2 protein-coding genes are annotated in these 22,552 nt (G+C 73.2%); both read left to right on the top strand.

What is annotated here, in order from left to right:
- Positions 1–2 precede the first annotated feature (2 nt).
- Positions 3–350: a hypothetical protein gene (locus tag ACFWVE_RS08285; RefSeq protein WP_359740701.1), complete on the top strand. Its 348-nt coding sequence runs from the start codon at positions 3–5 to the stop codon at positions 348–350.
- Positions 351–22,511: a lonely Cys domain-containing protein gene (locus ACFWVE_RS08280; RefSeq protein ID WP_384009463.1), complete on the top strand. Its 22,161-nt coding sequence runs from the start codon at positions 351–353 to the stop codon at positions 22,509–22,511.
- Positions 22,512–22,552: the final 41 nt, after the last annotated feature.

The raw sequence follows: 22,552 nt of genomic DNA, 5'->3' as shown, positions 1-22,552 counted from the left end.
TCATGGCCGGCAACTACTCCGCCGACATCCAGGCGATCCTGGCAGGTTCCAAGCACCTGGCCGACGCCGTCCGCTACGGCGACGAGATGCTGCCCCGGTTCGAGACCGGCTACGCCGTGTACTCGGGCTGGTGGGGCGAGGAGGGCGGCGACGACGAGTTCGCCAACGCCGTCGGTGAGCAGGTCCGAAAGGAACAGGAGCAGGTGTCGGCCACGGTCACGGCCATCACCGGCGGGTTCCTGGCCCTGGTCGACGCGGTCGCCGCGGAGGCCGAGCACGTGCAGCGGCCGCAGACCCAGGCGCTGGACGACATCGAGGCGCAGGGCTCGGAGAGCGAAACCAGGCGCTGAATGGCGATCATGTTCCCGCCCGGTCTGCTGGAGTTCATCGAGGTCTGGGTGGGCGCGAACGTCGCGACCGGCAACGAGGACCTGGGCTTCGCCAGCCGCAATCCCTACCGGCGGCTGGCGGACGACGTCCGTGACCTGTCCGACGCGATGAAGGGAGCGATCTCCACCGCCGGGAACTCGCTGCCGCCGCGGATCGCCGACGAGTTCGTCGCCGCGATGAAGCTGTTCGTCGACGACAACGGCCAGAACCACCTGCAGAAGTTCTCCGACGAGCTCCGGGACATCGGCTCGCGGCAGGTGGACCGCTCGATGAAGCTCTCCGAGGCCAAGTACCAGATCCTCCTCGAGTTCATCCTGATGAACATCGAGCTGGCCCTGATCGCCGCGCTGTCCGTCTTCACCGGCGGGACCTCGCTCACCGAGATCGCCATCGCCAAGGCGCGCACCGCGCTCACCATCCTGCTGCTCCTCCAGCGGCTGGGACGAGCCGTCCCCACGCCGCTGTCGGTCCTGCTCGAGGCGATCCAGGAAGCGTTCGTCACGTTCGCCGCGCAGCTGATCTCCATGACCGCGCCGGACGACCCGGACCGCCGGCGCAAGGAGTTCGACTGGACGGAGATCGGGCAGTCGGCGGTCGCCGGCGCGTTCGCGGGACTCTTCGGGGGCCTGTTCTCCCAGTTCAGCGCGCCGATCGTGCGCAACATCTTCAAGAACAACCACACGTGGAAGGAAGTGTTCGACCTTCCGCTCACCTTCGTCAACGAAGGCCAGGCGGAAACCTTCGCGGGGGCCTTCACCAACCTCATATTCCTGGGCACGTTCACGCTCAACCCCGCGACGTTCGTGAGCGCGGGCCTCAGCGGACTCCTCTTCGAAGCCGCCTCCACCGGCGCCGAGTACGGCGGCAAGTGGATGTACGACAAGTTCTTCCACAAGCCCGACTTCGGCCTCGACGACATCAACCACCTGACGAACGGCGGAGGCGGGGGCGGGGACAGGAACGGCTACCGCGACCGGTACGGAAATTCCTACGGGGACACGTACGAAACCACCTACGGGGACAGCTACGGGGACAGTGGCAACAACGCGTATGGGAAAACCTACCTGGACACCTACGAGGACGGGATCCATGAGCGGACCGGGGGCCCCTACAAGCCCTCGCTGTCCGATGCCGACCCGAACCCGGTCCCGTTGCCCCGCCCCGGGACGGTCTCCACCGCCGGCACCTGGGACGACCCGTACACGCCGCCCCGCTCCGTCACCTACGACGACGACACCTCCTCCCTCGGCGACGTCAGCGATATCAGCGACATCCCGACGGTCTCCTCCCTCACGGACTACGGCTCCGACCACGGCGGTCCCTTCGATGGTGCCCCTTACGGGCAGCCCGTGGCGGCCAACGGGAACACCGGCACGCAGCCCGGGCCGGGAGCACCGGGTGCGGGCAAACCGTCGTCCACGAACACCTCCTCGGACGCGTCCACGAACGCCTACGACGACTCCGCCGTGGACGGCCTCGAGACCACGGCCCCGGACTCCGTCATCGGCCGGAACACCCTGCCGACGCCGGCGAACGTGGACACCGACACCGTCTTCTCCACCCTCACCTCCCCTGTGGACACCGGCCCGGGGGCCGACGGGACCGCCGGCACGAACAACGGCCCGGGGAACATCCCGTCCACCGTCGGCTCCTCCGCCCCGGGGCTGCCGTCGACCCAGACGGGCGGCAACACCTCCGTACCGGACGGCACCGAACGCCAACGGCCGGCGGACGACGACACGACGACACCGTTCGCCGAGGACGTGGACACGGACGACGTCCGTACCCCCCGCGCCACGGGCGACACCGGCGGCACCCGGGACGTCTCCAGGGCGCCCGACACGTCAGGGACCCCCGAGACCCGGTCCGCCCCGGAACGCCAACGGCCGGCGGACGACGACACGACGACACCGCTCGCCGACGACGCGGACGACACCGAGAACTCCGCCGACGTCTCCAGGAACCCGGAGACGTCCCGGATCCCCGACACCCGGGTCACGCCCGACCAGCAGGACCGGGCCACCCCGCAGCCGGACCCGCGCACGGGTCCCCTCGCACCCCCGGTCGCCCCGGTTCCCGGCGGTTCGCCGGCCGCCGCGACACCCACCCCCTCGACCACCGCCTCCCCGGCCCCCGCCCCGCCGAACGCCACCCCGCAGCAGCGGCCCCAGACCACCCCGTCCGGTGAGCACGTCACCACCTCCACGGGCACCGACGCCGTCACCACCGACGACCCGGCGGCCACCGTCACCCCGGACGGCACCCGTGTCCCCTCGTCCGAGGGGACCGAGCGGTCCGGCCCGCCCTCCACAGGGCCGGAGGCCAGGACCACCTCCGAACTCCCGCCGCCGTACCGGCCCGTACGGACCGAGTCCGGGGAACTGCCGGCCGCCGCCTCCCTGGTGGAACCGGCCCCGGCCGTCGCCGGCGAGGTGTCCTCCGTACCGCCCGTCGTCACCGACGGGACGCCGCTCAGCTCCCGGGCACCGGCCGAGATCCCGGCCGGGCCCTCTTCCGTACCCGGCTCCCCGGACTCGATCGACATGATCATGGACTGGGAGGACGGCGACGCGTCCATGACCGACTCGCCCGAGCCCTCTCCGGCCACCGACGCGCTCGACCACCAGCTGCTGACGGGTGTGTTCGGCCCCGGCGTCGAGACCAACCGGATCTACCCCGCCCTCCGCGACACCCTCACGCACCTCGACCGGCTCCGGCAGGCCGACCCCGCGCTGCGCGACGGACCGCTCGACCTGGACGCCCTGACCCGCCGGGTGCTGCTCCTGGACACCGCCGCTGCGGTGACCGACGCGCAGCGCAGCGAGCTGTTCCGGGTGGCGATGGACCCGGCGGTGGAGTCGGCGGGCGGCCTGGCCGCCCTGGCGGCGTTCCACCTCCAGCTCCGGGGGGTGCTGTCACCCACCCGTACGATGACCGCCCCGGGCGGGGGCGTCCGGGGCCGCAACTGGACGAACGGCGCGATCCCCGACCTGGATCTCGCCCATGTCGGCAAGGTGGTCCGCCAGGCCGACGGCAGCCTGGCGCGCGGCGACGTGGGCACCGCGCCATGGCACCGTCCCGGTGAGCCGGAACCGTACGTCGTGATGACGGAGGGCGACCACCGACGGGTCGTCGTACGCGGCTTCGACGGAGCCCCGCGCCAGGTACCGATCGACGTGTTCGCCGAACTGCTCGCCCTCGACCCCGCGTTGAGCGGGCTCCCCCCGGACGTCCCCGTGGTGCTGCTCGTCCCCGACGCCGGTGCGCGGGGTCTGGATCTGCCCCGCAGGGCGGCGGACCGTACCGGCAGGGAGGTCTGGTCGGCCAACGGCACGGTGAAGGTGTCGCCCCAGCAGGACCCGGCCCTGCCGCACGTCGTCTCCCTGCAGTTCGGGGAAGGGCTGCCACGCGCCCACTGGATCCGCAGTACCCCCGGTCAGGTGCTCGACCCGGCGGAGTACGGGAACGCGCCGGCCTGGGAGCACGAGGTGCGGTCCCACAGCGTCGTCACCGACCGGGGCACCACCACCGGCAGAGGCGTGTTCGAGGACTCCGAGGCTCCGCGCCGGATCGAGGCGCTGCGGCTCGCGACGGAGTCGACGGAGCTGTGGCACTACAACCCGGTCACCGGGGAGTCCGTCAAGGACGACGCGCCCGTACCGTTCGCCGGCAAGCCAATGTACGTCTTCAGCGCACACGGCCGGCCCGGCGCGACCCGGGTACCGACCATGACGGACCCGCGCCACCACACCCGGCAGCGGGAGACCGGCGGGATGCTCAAGCGGCGTCCGAGCCTGGCGCAGCTCCCCAAGGACCACGCCGTCCTGATGGAGGCGTGCTCCAGCGCGAAGCCGCCCGGTGTGGTCCGCACCCGCAGGGGCATCGACGACACCTTCGTCCCCGACCCGCTGGCGGTCGTCAGCGAGAGCCAGCACGTCGCCAACGAGACCGGGCGCACCACCTACGGCGGCACCCACATGGTCAGCTTCGCGGTGCTGCCGGACCGGACGTTCGTGCACCGCCTCTACACGGACTCGCGGGGCCGGCGCGGCGCGTGGGTGGAGCACCGCCCCGAACCCGCCGGAGCCGTCCTCGACGACCGCGCCCGCGCGGCGGGCCTGCACACGGACCCCTCACAGCCGGTGTCCGACGCGACCCGTGAACGGACGCTGCGACTGGTCCGCGCGCTGCGCCTGACCTTCGGCGCGGCGATCGAGGACGACAGCCGGTACGGGGAACTCCTCGCCGGCATCGGCGCGCTGGAGAGCATGCGCGCAGCCGACCCGGCGCTGCGCGACCTCGGCCCGTTCTCCATGGACCTGTTCGAACGCGCGGCCCACGCGGACCAGCAGGGCGACGTGGCGGGTGCCCCTGCCCCCGACGCCTACCGGGACCTGCTCACCCGGGCAGCCGACGCCGTGAGCCGCCGACCGGACATCACGCTCACCGGCTTCGTCTCCCTGCCCCACGTGACGGCCGCGGCGCGGCGGCTGGGCGGACTGTCCGACCCGGAGCTGGACACCGAGGCCGCCCGCGTTCTGCGTCTCGGCGACGGCCCGGCGGCCGTCGGACAGCCCGAGCGGGCCCGGCTGTTCTGGGCGAGCGTGAAGGCCCTGGAGTGGGAGAGCCGGACCCCCGACCCGGAGGCCCTGACCGGCAGGGTCCTGCATCTGGACCGGCCGGACCCGGCCCGGCGGCCCGAGCTGCTCGGCCTGGTCGCGCAGGCGGCGGCCGTCGGCGTCGACGTGGACAACCTGACCGAACTGGGCGCGTTCCACCTGGAGACGCTGGGTGCCCTCGCGCCCCGGACGCAACTGCTCGACCTCAACGGCGTGCCGACCGGACGACGCTGGTCCCCGTCCGCGCCCGACGCGACCACGGCTACGACCACGGCCACCGACCGCGTCGTCGTCGCCGCCCCCAAGCAGGGCGGCGGTTACCAGGCCGTGGGCCAGGAACGCCCGCCGTGGAGCACCCCCGACAGGTCACCGGCCTACCTGGTGTGGGCCGGAGGCGGCCGGGACCACCTCCTCATGAACCTGCCCGGCGGCTTCCGCGGCAGGGTGCCCTACGACGAGGTCGCCGAGCTGCTGGCACGCGACCCGGTGCTCAACACCCGCCCGCAGGACACGGACGTCGTCCTGGCCGTACCGAAGGCCGCCCCTGCGACACAGGCGGGTCCGGCGACGCCCGCCGGGCCGGCCGGCAGCGGCACCCCGGACACCGACCCCCGGGCCGTCGTCAGCGCCGGCACCGGTCGTGCCGTATGGGCCTCGCAGGGCAGTGTGAGCCTGGCCCCGGCCGGGCCGTCACGGCCGTACATCCCCTCCCTCCTGCCCAGCGCGCCGGGGCGTCCCGCGGCAGCCGACTGGGCGGCCGTCCGCCCCGGCGGCACCGGAGCGGACGACATCACGTTCGCGGCCGAGGACGAGACCGAGGCTCCGGGCGAGCCGCCCTCGTCCACGGAGCCGGACCTGACGGTGGCCCTCGTCCCGAAGCCCACCGAGTCGGACCCGCCCCCCGCGGACCACCCGCGCCTCGACCGTGCCATGGCGCCCCCGCCCGCACGCCGCGCCCCGGTCCGGTTCGAGGACGGCAGGCGGATGCCCGAGTACGTCGACGACCTCCAGGCACTGCTGCCACCCGGGCTGACCGCCGCCGAGCTCGGACAACTCCTCGCCAACCCGAGTACGTTCGGCCAGAGCACGGTCGTCCTGCGGGGCTTCGAACAGGCACTGGACGCGATCGACGGCGAGCTGCGGCGCAGGCCGGACGCCCGGCCCGGCAAGGGCGCCACGCAGCTGCTGAGCGACATCCGTCAGACGCTCCGGGACAAGCCGAAAACGCTGGCGGACGGAGACGGGCGTCCGTTCCCCTACCTCAACGCGGACGGAAAGGTCCGGGTCCTGTACGTCAGGGCGCGTCACTACGGCAACTGGGCCCCGTTCGACGACGGCATCGGTGACGCCTCGAAGATCGACAGCATGCACCGGGGCGCCGCGACGTTCGGGTTCACCAAGAACATGCAGGCCAACTCCCAGTACGGCCTGGGCGGGCCGATCGGCCCGGCGGGCACCGCGGCGTTCGGCGGCTTCGGCCGTCTCGCCCTGCGGTTCGGCTTCATCAACAAGGTCGGCTACACGCTGGCCGACCAGCGCATGAACCAGATGGAGACCCGGACGCTGGACAAGTCACGGTCGTTCCTGGACGACGTGTACTACGAGATGCGCGTCACCGACGCCACCGGCCGGGTCGTCACGGGCACCGACACCGACCCGGCCGCCCCGGCCCGGTTCGCCTTCGGCCTCCGCAACGGGCTCGCGGTCCGCCTGCCCGACAGCGTGACGAAGATGCCGAAGCCGGGCCGCATCCCCCGGTCGATCGACCTGGACCGCAACTCCCAGTACCGCCTCGTCCGTACCGAGGGGTTCGGCCCGGTCGCGGCGATCCGCGACTGGGCTGCCGGACAGATCGGAGCCCTGCCCGGCAGCTCGGCCTACACCGAGCTGGACGTCTTCTTCTCGGGCGACAGCTTCCAACGGCACGGCGGCACGATGGCGCGCGGCCGCGTCACCACCCCGCCGCTGTTCGCCGACGACAAGAAGAAGTCACCGCTGGGCGTCTTCGTGGTGGAGGAACTGATCCCCCGGGCGGCGGTGCTCGTCGGGGAGACCGACCAGGCCGAGATGCGGGACATCAACACCTCGACGGTCCGCAACGAGCGCAGCCGGGCAACGGGCAGAAGCCTGCTGCTGCAAGCCGTCGCCGGACCGGCCTTCAACTTCCTCGACCCCGGCACGGCCCCCTTCGACCTGCGGCTCCAGGCCGGGCCGAGTGCCCAGTACTCGTACGCGAAGACCTGGTCGGTCGGACTCGGCGGGGCCGGCACCCTCAAGTCGGCCGGACAGGTGAAGGGTCCCAAGACCGCCCTGTACCTGGTCGTGAAGTCCGTGCGGGTCCGTCGGGCCGGCGACAACGCACCGCCGACGCGGTTCCTCACCTGGAGCCTGGACCGGATGACCAGCTCCGAGGCACGGCGGCTGGCCGGATGGGACGACGGGACCTCGCTCGCCCTGCGCAACGGCGTCGCCCCGCCGTTCGTCCCGCCCTATCTGACCGCGGACCGTCCGCGCACCCTGGGCATGCACCGGGTGAAGGAGTTCACCTTCGACGACGGCCTGCGCACCCGTGTCGCATCGGATGCGGCGGACGGTGTCGGCCGCACCCTGCTGGACGCGTTCGCCGACGGGGTGGTGGACGCCATCGCGCATCTGCGCCAAGGGCTGGTGGTGCCCCTCGACCAGCTGCTGCCGCCGAACCTGCCGAAGGGCTGGCGCGCCCGTTTCAACGACCTGCTCACGCGCAAGCCGGACCAGGTGCTCGACGCGGCCGCGCGTCTGCCCGTGCCGCCCCGGTGGACCGACCCCGTCAAGTACCGGATCGCGCTCCAGAACACCCTGCAGGTCCTCGGCGTGCTGTCCCAGCAGAACATCACCGCGAACCTGGAGGCGCTGACCACGGTCGGCCTGCCGATCAGGCTCACGGACCCCGACTCCGTCGGACAGACCTACTACAGCCTCCGGGTGCACGGGGCGCTGACCGGGCGACGGTACGAGGGCAAGGACGTCGACGAGGGGATGCGCTTCAGCGCACAGGGCATCGACCGGCTCGACGGCCAGATCAGCGCGAAACGGGGCGTGGACCTGGGCTTCGAAGGCACGTTCTCGGGCCGCGACAACAACGTCGACGACGCCGGGCTCCCCCGGAACACGCTCGGGCTGACCCTGGGCGCCCGCCAGGGATGGCAGTGGGAGGCGGAGACCTCCTTCGGCTCGACGGTCACCAACGAGCCGATGTCGGTGAGCAACCAGCCCACCCACCTGTACCGCTACGACATGTCCCTCACCGCGACCCTGGGCGGCTACTGGCGGCCCCGCGGCCTGATCCGCGGCCTCGGCCTCGGGCTGCCGGGACTGCTGGTCCTGGACGAGCCGGTCAACGTGCTCTTCGGCCGGACGGCGCTGGGCCACCTGCGCGGCGGCGGCCCGGTGACCGGACAGGTGCTCATCGGCGTCCCCGTCCAGCACACCCCCGACACGGACCCGCACGCGGACGGGGCGCTCAACCCCTATCTGTCCGACGAACCCGCTCCCGCCTCCCTGCCCACCGAACGGGCTCTCGCACTGGCGAAGGGCGACCTCGTGCTGCCCGCCGGCGCCGGCGAGGGGCAGCCCGCCGGGCGGCTCGCCGACCGCGGGACGAAGCAGTTCAGGCAGTTCCAGCAGCACCCGTTCGTGATCGTGAACATGATGCTGTCACCCATGCTGACCGCGGAGGTGAACCGGGTCCTGAAGGAGGCGTCGGGCAGCGCCTGGCAACTGGTGAAGGAGGGCGCCCCCACCCGGGAGGCGATCGTCCGCACCTTCACCCCCCAGTACCTCGCGGCGAGCTTCGACCAGAGCTCGGGGCCGCTGGGCCTGGTGGGCAGCGGCCTGCTGGGCAAGGGGCCGTACGGCGAGCTGTGGGGAACCTATCGGTACGCGACGACCGTCGGGGACCTGCACGCCCTCACGCCGTCGATGTCCATGGACACCGAGATGCCGCTCGGCGGCACCCGGCAGGCGGCCGGCAAGACCAGCAACAGCACGAGCTTCGTCTTCGGCGGCCAGCTGATCTACTCCGTCGCCCAGAGCCCGGGGCACGGCCTCATGGGCGGGTACGGACTCGTCGCCAACCCCGTCTCGACGTCCCGCGCGCACAGTGTCAGCGTCGTCCGGACGGTCGTCGCGGACATGAACCGCAAGGGCTTCACCCACCAGGTGCTGGTGGCCGGCGACGTGCACCACTGGTTCGCGCTGGTCTCCAGCCGGCTGGGAACGGGCCGGATCGGGACGGCCGCGGCGGCCAGTGCCCTCGTACCCCGTTCACTCGCCGGCGCGGCGGGGACGGAGCTGACGAGCCCGGGCGGTCTGCTGGGGCATCTGCCGGAGAAGAGCGCCCACCGGATGGGGCTGCTCGACGACGGCATGGGCGATGTCCCCCGCTACACGCGGCAGCTCTGGACGCCGCAGCCCTGGCTGCGCGGCGCCGCCTTCGGCACGTACGCGGTGAACTCGCTGGACCCGACCGAGGTGCTGCTCGCGTTCGACCGGCGGATCGGGGAGCTGGGGCTCGACGACGAGGGCCGGGAGAGGGTCCGGCAGCTGGTGACGGCCCGCGCCACGCGGGCCCTGAAGGGGGAGATGACGACCACCGGCCCGTCGACGCTGGTCACCGCCGGAGGCTGGGGCTGGGGCAGTGTGCGGATCGGCAGCCGGCGGGTGCGGGCCCGCGTCGAACTGATCCCCGGGACGCCCGTGTTCGACGGGCTCGACCACAGCGCGGAGCTGGAGGAGAACCGGCGGGCCATCGAGACCGCCCAGGAGAACTCGGAGGCCTCCTCCGGGGCGGACGTGGGCCTCCTGACCAGCCAGCTGGTGTACACCGGCAACGCGCAGGTCGTGGCCGCCGGACCGACGTACACCGAGGGCGGCTCCGACCGGAAGACGGTCGCGTCGAGTCACACGGTCACCACCGTCACGATCTACCGGGCGGCGTCCACCGAACCGCACGCGGAGATCGTCACCCCGTACCGCATGCGGATCACCCTGGAAGCCGACGACACCCCCAACACCGGTGCTCCGGCCGAGGAGGGGCGGTCGGAGAGGGAGACCACGGCCCTCGACCGTTTCCGGGGCCACCTGCAGATCATCGAGGAGGACGGCGTCGGCGAGCTGCGCGAACACGTGCCGCTCAGCCTGATGGAGCCGGTGGCGCCCCCGACGAAGACACCCGGGACGGACGGGCCCGGGGCCACCCCTTCCGACACCTCCACAGCCCCCCGGCTGCTGCCCGCACCCGATCCGACGGCCGACCCCGCCCTGGCCGAGGCACCCCGGCCGGCGTCCCTTCCCAAGGCGGGAGAGGAGATACTGGTCCGGGACGGGGAAGGCGTCATGCGGCCGTTCACCTTCCCCGAGAACGGCATGCACCCCCGCGGGATCGTCGGCATCGAGAACATCCGCATCGCGGGCGACCTCCTCCTGACGAAGGCGTACGACGCCGGCTTCTCCCTGAGTGCCCTCGAGGCCGAGGACGGCCCCGACGCCGCCGCCCTCACCGCACTCCTGCGCACCACCAGGGAGACCGGCCTGACCCGGCTGGGCACCGGCTCCGCGCAGGCGCTGGAGGACGGCACCAGCTCCACGGCGCTCACCGCGTTCTACCCGCGCACCACCGAACCGGACGGCTACCAGGTAGTGGGACTGACCGCGAAGTCCCTCGTGGGCACCGACACCGGCCGGCTGACCCTGCGCTCGACACCCGACTTCAGCCGCGCGCTGCTGCTGACGGTCGCCGACGGCAAGAAGCTGGAGGTGCTCAGGCGGTACGGGGAGAACGCCGGCACGTCCTCGTCCAGCGAGCACGGCCAGGCCGGGACCCTCGGCGCCGGCTTCCTGTACGACTCGCCCAACAACGCGGGTCTCAACCAGATCGGACTCTTCGGCCCCGGCCCCAACGACCTCGACGGCGACGGGATGCCGGTCGGAGACGACCACCTGACCTCGCGCAACCTCAAGCCCAAGACGGACCGCTCCTTCCTGTTCGCCGTCCCGGCCACCTGGCTCAGCGTCGGCGACGTGCACCGGAGCATCGTGGACTCGAAGCTCGCGAACAGGATCCGGGGCGGGACCTTCAGCAAGGCCAGATCGGGCCCTCAGGCGATGGAGTCCGAGGCGTACGTCCTCACCTGGATCCGCGAGGACATCGCCCGCGAGCTGAAGCTCGTCACCGACACGAACTTCCCCGAACAGGTCAAAAAGGCGTGGGACGCGGTCGGCAGTGCGAGCAAGGCATGGGTCGACGCCGACAAGGCCTACTGGAAGAAGCGGCGAGCCTCCGCCGGCCTGCGCACGGACCTCGACGCCGCGCAGACCTCCCTCGACAGAGCCGCCGGGACCGCCCGCGCGGCAGCGCGCGCGGTCGACCTCGCCCGGGCCGACGTCGACACGGCGGACACCGCCCTGCGGCAGGCCGGGAACGACGCGCGCCGGGACCACGGCACCGCGGACGCGACCGTGGCCGCCGCGCAGGCCGAAGTCGACGCCCTCGCCGAGAACGAGTACGGCGCCGAACCCGAACACGACGGCTGGGCGGACCTCCTGCGGGACGAACAGGACGCCGCCCGGGCCCGTCTGGCCGAGGCGACGGCCGCTGCCGGGAAACTGCGGAAGGCGGCCGACCTGCGGCTCGAAACCGCGCGTACCGAGAAGGCCGCGGCCGACGAGCGGCTCGAGGTGGCCCTGCTGTCCGCGAGAGCGCCCGGCCGGAGCCTCGACGACGCCACCGTCCTCCGGGACACGGCACGCGACGCCTTCGACGCCCGGCGCGCCGAACTGGACGCGCTCAGGGACGCGGCGGAGAAGGCCGCGGCGGAATACCACCGGGTACGGGCCGGGGCGGACCAGCTCACCCGCTGGCACCGGCTCGCGGCCACCGAGGACGGCCGCAAGGAGCTGGACGGTCTCGCCGAGCCGCCCGCGGTGACCTACCAGGCCCCGCCCACGGCGCCCAAGGAGCCGTCCCCGGCCCCGCCCCGCTACACCAGGACCGGCACGGGAGCGGACACCGTCCTCACGTCTCCCGCGAACGAGACGTACACGCTCCAGGACGTGCCGAGGGACGGTGAGGCCTTCTTCCGCGCGCTCGCCCACGGCCTCGAACGCGCCGCCCCGGGACTGCTGTCCGCGCAGGGCATCGACCCCGCCGATCCGCGGGCGACGGCCGAACTGCGCCGGAGGATGGCCACCTGGCTCACCGACCACGCCGACGAGGACCTGCTGGCCGCCGTGGCCCCGGACGCCACCGACTCCTTCAGCGCGGACGAGATCGCCGCGGCGGGCCTGGACCTCGCAGCGGACACCCCTGCACGCCGTGAGTTCGACGCCCTCGGCGGTCTCGTCCCGCACGCTGTTGATCTGGCACCCGGGGTACGGGCCGAACTGGCGGTCGCCCAGCTCCTCCGCCCGGGTGACGCCACGTCCGAGGCCGGCTGGAACCACTCCGCGGCGGACCTGCTCCCGCTGCTCGCCGCACGGACCTTCGGCGTGCGCGTCACGGTGGTCCGCAGCGACGGCGGCTTCCAGGACTTCACCCCCGGGCACCCGACGGGAGAGGAGAACCTGCGGGGACTCGTCGAGACATCCGGACACACCGGCGCACACGTGGTGCTGAGCCTCGACGACCGCCACTACCAACTGGCGCTGCCGGCCGGACGGACACCGCCGGCGGACACGCCATCCCCGGACACCCGGCAGCCTGTGCCGCCCGTGGACACCGTGGCGCCGCCCGTGCCCCCCGCGGACACCGTCACTCCGCCCGTTCCGCCCGTTCCGCCCGTTCCGCCCGAAACCCCGAAGACGGAAGGTGCGAAGACGGAAGGTGCGAAGACGGAAGGTGCGAAGACGGAAGGTGCGAAGACGGAAGGCACGAAGACGGAAGGCGAGGGATCGAAGGTCCCGCCGTCGGACGTTCAGGATCAGGAGGACGGCAAGAAGGGCTCCGGGCCGACGACGACCGACAGCCTCGGTGCGAGGGGCCGCCGCGTACGGGTGCCCGCCACGGGCGAGTGCCTCCTCTACTCCTTCATGGCCGGCGACCCCGTGCACATCCGGAGCCGTCTGCACGGCCTCGCCTCCACCGACCGCGCCGCGTACGACTGGCTCGGGCAGACCGACGCGGTACATGGTGAACTGAGTCGCCAGGCCGCGATCCACTCCACGACCGGCATGGACCCGGCCGGCCCGTCACAGGCCGTGCTCCAGGCCATGCGGTCCCTCGTGGAGGACCACGTGATCCGCAGCGAGGGGCGGCTGCATCCGCAGATCGTCGGACAGTTCCGGCAGACGGTCGCCGACGCGTTCGCGGCACGCGTCCAGGGAATGAACCGGGCAGAGATGCTCGCCCGGCTCGCCCACCACGGCGTCCAGCACGTCCCCGTACCGGAGGCCCTCGATCCCGCCGAACTGCTGAGGCGGTACGTCGACGCCCGCATGGCGTCACAACCCGCCGCCCCGGGCGTCTCCCCGCAGGACGCCCGGGCCGTCCAGGAGGCGGACGCCGAGAACCTGAGCCCGCGCCGGATGTTCGAGCATCTCGAGCAGCACGGTCTGCTGCCGACGCCCGACGACCTCGACGACGACGCACTGCGCCGCCTGCTCCCCACGGTCTATTCGCAGAGCGCCGCGCCGCTGGACGACCGGGAACTGCCCCTGCTCCTGGACGCCGTCGTCAACTGGGAGCAGCGTTGGGGGACACCGGAGGGAGAGATCTTCCTGCCTCTCCTGGCGCACGCGTTCGACCTGCGGGTCGACGTGGTGCGGTCGTTCCCGTCCGGTGTCCGGCGGGTCAGCGACGTGGGACCCGACGACGCCCTGCGGCAGACGGAGGTCTACTACAACGGCACCAACCACTACGAGGGCAGCGACGCCGTACCCCGCGACCGGTTCGGCGCCCCGGTCCTGCCGAAGCGGGTCAAGGACGAGGAACGCGACCAGGACGGCGACGTACGGCTGAACCCCCTGTGGGTGCCGCTGGACGAGGTGGATCCGAACCTGGTGATCACCGGGAACCGGGACGCGGTGTGGCTGTACACGGTCACCGATGACGGGCGGGTGATCCTGGGCACGGAGAGTCTGAGCGGGATCGTCACCCAGGAGCAGTTCGACGCGCTGCTGGCGGGCATGCGGGAGCGGGATCCCGATCTGACGGCCCAGGCACTGCGCGAGGCACTGGACGGGCTGGGCCACACCGGCATCGCCGCCGGATTCGTCGACGCCGACGACGAGAAGAAGGCCGGACGGACGCTACCGGGGCGCAGCCGGGTGTCCGGCGAGTTCCGCTGGAGCGAGAAGCTGCGTTCCTGGGTGGTGAACGACAAGTCGGGCCGCTACATGAGCGACCAGGTCCGGCCGGGCCTGGACGCCGAGGAAGCCGCCGACTGGCTGGCCAACGTGGCGGCCCTGTTCAGCGACCGCCTGGGCGTCGTCGTCCGGACCGACCAGGTGAAGACCGCCGCACCCGCCCCGGCCCCGCCGGCGGAACCCCCGCCGTTCCCGCGGCCCGCGCCCCCGCCTCCGCCATCGGCCCCCACCGCCACCCCGGCCGGCCGCGGTGTCCCGGGCCCCCTGAAGGGGGCTGGGGCGTACGAGCCGGGCACGCCGTCCGGTGACGGCACCGGCAAGCTGGACGTCGCGCGCCGGGTCGGTGCCGTGCTGCACGGCCTCGGCCACCCGGTGGTGCTGGCCGGAGCCGCCCGCGGCCGGGTGCAGTTCGGTCAGTCCCGGCCACTGGGTGCCGTGGAGTTCCAGCTGTCCGCGGCCGCCCTGCCCGACGCCGCCGGGATACGCGGGGCGCTGGAGCGGGAGATGCCCGGAGCGTCGGTGCGGGTCCGGCCCGTCACGGGCGGCGGCCGTGTTCTCGACCTGTCGGTGAACGGCGTCGACATCACGATCACGGCGGTGGACCGGCCGGCCTCCGGCACGGTCACGGTCGACGGTTTCACCGTGCCGGCGCCCGCGGACTCCCTGGCCGACGCCGCCCTCGCCCTGGCCACCGGGACCGACCCCGAACTGCGCGGACGCGACCTCCTCGACCTGCTGTGGGCGTTTCACCACACCCCCGCCGACAGCCCTCGTACGGTCACGCCGGCACTCGCGCGCGAGGACGCCTACCGTTCCGCGCGGCCCGTCGGCGCCGCCCCCTCCCTCGTCGTACGGCTCAGCGAACTGCTCGACTCCGCCGCCCTGGACCCCGATGCCCTCGCCCGCCACGAACAGACGTGGCGCTCCCTCGGCGTCACCGACGCCGACCTGCCCGCGCTGCGCGCCGGACTGACCGCGCTGGCCGACGGGCTGCGGGTCCGTCCGGAGGTGACCACGGACCCGGTCCGGGCGCTCGCCGCGCGGCTGCCCGGCCTGTCCGCCGCCGACCGCGACGCGACGCTGGCGTCGCTGCCGCCCGCGGACCGTGAGCGGTTGGCCGGTGATCCCGTGCTCGTCGATGCCTTGCGTGCCGGGCTCGCCCCGGCCGAGTTCGCCTCGGTCGCGGCGCGCCTCATGACGCAGGTGCCCGACGGGGTCGAACAGCCCGTCTCCGCCGGTGACCGGGCCCGTGCCCAGGTCGCCCGACTGCTGCGGGACCCCGACGTCGCGGCGCGGCTGCTCAAGGGCGGTTCGCGGGTCGTGGTGGTGCCCAGGAGCGAGGCCATGACCTCCCTGGACGCCTTCCGTTTCCTGCGGGGCGCCGTCACCGGCGACGGCCGCCCCTGGGACGACGTCCGCGGTGTCGGCACGCGCACCGCGGCCGTCACCGAGGAGAACCTGCTCGGCGAGCGCACCACCGTCGGCACCGGCATGTCCGCCTATCCCGACGGCTACTCGACCACCCTGCACGAATTCGCCCACACCCTTCACCTGCACGGTCTGGACGCCGTCGACCGGCAGCGCATCACCGACACCTTCCGCACCACCACACGGGCCGGCGAGGCGGGCAACTGGCCCGACGGCCCCCTCCACGGCTACGACGCCGACGGCCGCCGCAGCGCCCCCAACTACAGCAGCCATAACGAGCTCGAGTTCTTCGCCCAGCTCACCAACGTCTACCTCATGGCCAACGGCGGCAGCGACCCCTACACCGGGCTGCCCCGCAACAACGCCGGCCCGGAGTGGGTGCGCACCCGCCAGCCCGCCCTGTACCCCCTGTTGCGCCGGTTGTACGGCGAGGGCCCCCGGACGGCGCCCCGCCACCCGCGCAGCGTCGAACCGGCCCGTCCCCGCGGGTCGCGCCCCGCGGACGTCAACCCCGTCGAGGCCACCGACGTGGAGAACGAGGCACTGGCCCGTGCCCGTGCGCTGTGGGACGTCGCCGAGGGCGACCCGGGTGACGGCAGTGACTCCTACGTGGCCGTCCGCGCCCTGTGGGACGGCACCACCGGCGTGCACGCGCCGCAGCCGCACACTCCCGCCCCGTTGCCGTTGCCGCTGCCCACTCCGGTGCCGGAGGCACGGTCCGCCGCCGCACCGCCGCCCACCGACAGCGCGGTCCAGCAGCGTCTCCAGGAACTGTGGGCACTCGTCGACGCCACCTTCGGCTCCCAGCCGCTCCCGCCGGAGCTGCGCGACGGGCTGTTCAACTCGCTGCGCGTGATCGAGGCGGTGCGCGCCGGGCACCCCCGCTTCGGCGCCGACCTGGACCTCGACGGCATCACCCGGATGCTGTTGCACCTGGCGCCGGACGAACCGGTGGACGCGGCCCGGCACTACGACGCCCTCACCCTCGTGAGCAGTGCCCATCGCCGGGGCCGGAGCGGCAGCCTGGACGCCATCGCCGCTTACGGGCTGACCCGGCAGGGTTACCCGGAGCAGTCCGTGCTCAGCGGGGACGACGGCGCGCCGCACGGCAGGAACTGGACCGGACGTCCCGGTGTCCACCTGCACATGGACGTGGTCGCCGATCCCCGGGGCGTCCACCCCGCGCCCTGGAGGCCCGCCGCTTACGCGGCGGTGGCCGAACGGAACGCCGAGGGAGCGATGACGGCGGACGGACGGCCGGTGTCGGACGAGGAGTTCGCCGAACTGGTGCTGCACGACCCCGAGCGGCAGCCGAATGTGCCCGTGGTGCTCCTGATCGGGGAGGAGGACGGCCGCAACGAGGCCCTCGCACGGGTGATCGCCGACCGCACCGGCACCCGCGTCTGGTTCACCTACGGCGACCTGCGACTAGAAAGGGCCCCGGACGGCCGCCGGGTTCCGGTCCTGGCCCCGCCGGTCTCCGGGAGCGACCCGGCGGGGACCTGGATCCCCGCCGACCCGGGACTGGTCCCGGACGACCCGGCGGCCACCGTCAGGGCCGCGAACGGCACCGTCTTCCCCGACGCCGACGTCCACTCGTACCCGCTGGTCACGGTCGACGGGCAGACGCTGACCGGGCGGGCGTTCCTCAACGCGCACGACATGGCGATGCGGGAGGAGGCCCTGCGGGTGGTGTCCGCCATCCAGCACCACACCAACGAAGTGGAAGGACTGCCCGGTGTGTACGCCGGGCGGCAGGGCGGCCTGCTGCCCCTGCCGCGGGGCCTGGCCGACTCCTACGTCGTCGTCGGCCACGGCGACAGCGGACGCACCACCGTGCCCCGCCGCAGCACCCGCGCCAACCAGGCGGTCCATCCCCGGCATCTGGGCCGGATGCTGGCACGGCGCAGGAGCCTGCGGGCGCTGTCTCCCGAGCAGCCGGTGTGGTTGCTGTTCTGCGAGCTGTCCATGACGCGCGCCGACCAGGACCTGCTCACCCATCCCACCTCCGCCCAGTACGTCGCCAACGAGACCCGCCGCACCGTCTTCACCGTGGACCGGCAGATCTCGCCGAGCGAGGCCGAGGGCGGCCTGCCGCCGCGCCTGATCGTGTACGACGACCCCGACAATCCCACGGGCCACATCGAGGAGTTCCTTCCCGAGCCCGGGACCGCCGCCCTCGACGCGCTCGCCGACCTGGGCGGACTGCCCGACCGGCTGCCGGACCGCGCCGACCGCGCCCGGCACTGGGTGCGGGCCCTGCGGCAGACCCACGGCGTGCACATCGACTCCGACCCGGACCGCGAGGCGGAGTTCCACGAGCTGATCGAGGGCTTCGGTGCCCTGGAAAGGCTGAGCTTCCAGGCGGCCGGCAACGCCGGCCCCGGCCTGCTCACCTGGAGCGGGCTCCGGCACGTCGTCGGCCGGCACGCCGCCCGGCAGGGCTGGGACCGGTCGCTGACCGCAGGCTCCCTGGCACACCTGCTGCACGCCGCACGCGCCGGCCGGCTGCGGCCCTCCGACGCCGTGGGACCCACCGCCCCCGCCGCGCCGCCGACCTCCACCGACGCCCCGGCCCCGACGGACACGGTGGCGCGGCCGACCGCTCCGGGGGCGCTGTCGGACACCGTCCCCGAGCTCGGCCCCGACGACGAGGCCCAAAGCGTGGCGGTGTCGGACGACGACGGGCCCGCCGAGCCCGCCCCGACGCCTTCCCCGTCCCGCACCCGGGTCGCCTTCGAGCACCGCCACCGGGACATCACCGATCCGGTCCAGCGCCGGCAACTCGCCGAGCTGGCCGAGGAGATCGTGGTGTCCGGCCTGAGGGACCTCGGGGCCGGCCTCCGGCTCCCCGGGATCACGGTCACCGGTTACAGCAACGGCCCGCGCTTCGCGCTGTCCGGCGGTGCCGTTGAGCACGCCGGGACGGTCGGCCGGCAGCGGGCGGACGCCGTGCGCGACCTCCTCCTCGAGGAGATCCGGCGCCAGCTGGAACTCAACGAGCGGGCTGTGCGCGACGTCGCGGAAGTACGGGGCGGCACGGTCCGGGCCGAGGACTTCCCGATCACCACGGAGAGCGGCGGCCGGGACATCGGTGGCGTCGGCCCGATCGACGGCGCCACCGGGCGGGCGGCACGGCGGCAGGCGGTCATCACGGTCGACCGTTCCCCCCTGTCGGAGGCCGTCGCCCGGCTGGCGGAACTGAGTCCGGAGGACTTCGGCGAGGCGGACTACTTCACCGGCCCGGACAGGCTCGCCAGGAACCTCCTGCACCTCGACGACAACCCCGGGGACGACCCCGATTCGGACGGCGATTCGGACGGCGACTCGGACGGCGGGTCCACGGACTCCGCTCCCGTACCGGTGCGCTTCGACGTCGACGGTCTGTCGAACCGCGTGCGCAGGCTGTACGAGCTGGTGGACGAGGCGATGGCGGCCGGCCGGGCGACCAGCCGGGCGTCGCTGACCGCGTACCACCTGGGCAAGCAGGGCCTGCTGTCCGACGCCACCCGCCTGACCGCACCGGACGGCACCCCGCTGGGCCGGAACTGGACGGGCCGGCCCGCCCGGGACGTGGACGTCTCCTCGTACGACGTGGTGGACGGAGGGAGCAGGGACTCCCAGCCCTCGCCGTGGGCACGCCGGCCCGGTGCTCCCCTCCCGTACGTGATCGGGACGAAGGACGGTGACCACACGAAGGTCGGGCTGTCCCTGCCGGACGGCAGCAAGCGGTGGAAGCTGTCGTCGGAGGAGTTCGCCGAGCTGCTGGCGCTGGACGAGGAACTGGCGAGCCGTGAGGACGGCGCCGAGGTGGTGCTCGTCTCGCAGAACGCCGGCGCCATGGGACTGGATCTGCCGCGCAGGGCCGCGGCCCGGTCCGGCAGGACGCTGTGGTCGCACAGTGGCGAGGCCGCCCTGAAGCCGTACCCCGGCACCGGCCGCCACCGCATCGAGGTGGCCGACGACCGGGTCTTCGAAAGCGGGCCGCTGGGCGAGTGGATCGGCAGCGGGCCCGACGACCTGGGCCCGGACGAGGAACGGCCGGGGCCCGGGGAAGGCGTCCTGCACACGATCGAGGGGAGGACCCTCGAGGACGGGAAGGTCATGTCCTTCACCCTCACCGACGAGGGCCGGCCCGTCGGCCGTGCCGTGCTCAACGGCGCCGACCTGCTCCAGCTCGAGCCGTTGCTGCAGACAATGACCCGGTCGACGGAGTGGTCCGTCTACGACCCGCTCACCAGTGAACCGGTCGGAGACCCCCGGCCGGTTCCCTGGAAGGGCCGGAAGCCCTACTTCTTCCTGGTCCACGGTCTGCCGGGCCAGACCCTCATGGTCAATGAATTCCAGGGCAACGTTCCGGTCCGGGGCTCTGAAACCGGTGGCTTCCTCCGGCGGCGCCGAAGCGTGGCACGACTGGACCGGGACACCCCCATCGTGTTCCTGTCCTGCTGGGGGAGCGGACCGGAGGGGCACACCGCCGCCGCCCTGAAGCGGAGCCGCCCGTTCGTCCCCGACCCGCTCTCCGCCTCGTCGGCGGCCCAGGGCGTCTCCAACGTGACGCGGCGCGACGTCTATGCCCCCGAGAGGGAGCACTGGAGTCGCCACGCGAACGGGAAACTGCACCACCACGGGATCCCCACCACGCCGGCGAACGACCCGGTGGACATGGTGAAGCTGCGACCCGAGCCGACCCCGGACGAACTCGACGCCCTGGCCGCTCTGGCCGGCCTGGAGACGTCCCCCGACTTCACCCGGGCCATGGCCCGGGACACGGCGCTGCGGCTGGTCCGCGCCCTCCGGATGACGTTCGGCGTCGATGTGGAGCACGACAGGGACGACCCGGCCGGCACCTACCGCCGGCTCCTGCGCGGTATCGGCGCCCTGGAAGTCATGCGCCGCGGGGACGAGAACCTGCGGGGACACGGTGAGCTGACGCTCGACCTGCTCGACCGGGTCACCCGCGCGCACCACGGCCTGACGACCACCCCCGGCACCCGGCCCGCGCCGCCGGAGCCCGCCGACGTACGGACGATGCTCGAGGCCGCGTCGGCGCGGCTGTCCACCGACCCCCGGTCCGCGCTGCCCGACTTCGTCTCCCTGCCCTCCGTGGACCGGGCCCGCGAACTGATCGAAGAGCACGATCCGGACCAGTGGGCCCGTTCGGTGCTGGGTCTGCGCACGTCGGCGCAGGTCACCGAGGCCCACCGGCAGAACGCGCTGTGGGCCACGGTCAAGGCCGTGGAGAGCGTGGAGAACCATCCCGACCCCGACGCCCTGACGACGAAGGCGCTCCATCTGGCCGGCACCGGCGAGGATCCGCGGGACGAGGCCCTGCGGGCGGACCTGCTCCGGATGGCGGCCACGGCGGCGGCCCTCGGCCGTGACACCTACGATCCCACGGCGCTCGCCGCGTACGACCTCGAACGCCACGGCGCGCTGGATGACCGGACCCTCATCACCGCCCCGAACGGTGCCAAGGCCGGACGCAGTTGGACGGGAAGCCCCGTCCCGAACCGCTTGTGGGCGGACCGCTACGTGATCTCGCCCAGCGGCGGACTGAGCAACAGCCAGGGGGCCCTGGCGCCCTGGCACAGGCAGGGGGCCGCAAAGAGCGCCCATCCCGGTGGGTACGTGCTGGACATGAGCGGCACCACCCCGGGACAGGTGGACATGCCCTGGCCGGGCGACAGCACCCGCTCGGTGCCCTACGAGGAGATCGCCGAACTGCTCTCCCACGACCCCGTCCTGGCGCAGCTGGACCGGGACGTCGTGGTCGTTCCCGTCGGGGTGGATTCAGGGGCTCCCGAGCTGGCCGAGGCGGTTGCCGCCCGGACAGGTGCCGCCCGGAGCGTGTGGCTGCCGACGCGGCCCCTCCGGCTCCTCGACCGGCGGCCGGCGGTGAACGAGAGCCTTCTCGTGATGACCTCGCCCCAGGACAACGCGGCACGCTGGTCGCGGATCCGTCCGCCCGAGTTGCCCGGACAGTCCGCCGGATCCGCTTCCGGCGCCGTCATCACGCTCGCCGGAACCGCCCCCGACGTCGTCACGGCCGACGGCGACGGCCCGGACGGCAGCGCAGACGACCCGGCCTCGCGACAGGGCTCCGCCGACGTGGGGTACGTGCCCGTCGTCCCTCGTGACGCTGCCCAGCGCCAGTGGGTCGCCAGGCAGCTGACGGCCGAGGACCTGCCCGGCAATCCGCCGCGGTTCGACGGTGCCGACATCGTCGGCCTGATCGACCTGAGGGCCGCGGGCATCACGGTGACCCCCGGAATGGATGTCGAGGCGCAACTCGGTGGAGGCCTGCGGGGCAGCAGACTGGCACCGCTCGACCAGGTGCGGCTGCTGTTGGCACGGCCCGGCCCGTGGCCGGACACGCTCGACGCCATCGCGGCCACGGTGTCGCGGCGGATCTGGCGGTCGGCGTTCACGGCCTTCGAGAGGACGCTCCCGGCCGAGGGCACGGGCATGGACGCCGTCCGGGCGTGGGACACGGCCATCGGGCTGGTACTGCCGCGCGAGGCGCACTCCGTGCTCGCGGATTCCCGGTACGCCGGGGAGGAATTCCGTGACGCGGTGCGGCAGATCGCCGACCTCCTGGCGGCGGGGAGGGCGGACCTTCAGGCGGCGATGCACCTGGCCGCCCGGCTCCGGCACGGACTCGGACTGCCGCCCCTCGGGACGGATGGTCCACATGCCCGGTGGGTGAAGCAGGCGGACGAGTGGCAGTGACGAGTGGAGCGACGGATGGCAGCCATGTGTGTCGGGAGAGT

This window comes from Streptomyces sp. NPDC058632 (genome assembly GCF_042717095.1).
Classification (GTDB): domain Bacteria; phylum Actinomycetota; class Actinomycetes; order Streptomycetales; family Streptomycetaceae; genus Streptomyces.
This window is presented reverse-complemented; position numbering and strand designations above follow the sequence as displayed.

What these genes read in the sequence shown, in the direction of transcription:
- ACFWVE_RS08285 (WP_359740701.1), top strand. Translation starts at nt 3, where the DNA reads ATGGCCGGCAACTACTCCGCCGACATCCAGGCGATCCTGGCAGGTTCC.
- ACFWVE_RS08280 (WP_384009463.1), top strand. Translation starts at nt 351, where the DNA reads ATGGCGATCATGTTCCCGCCCGGTCTGCTGGAGTTCATCGAGGTCTGG.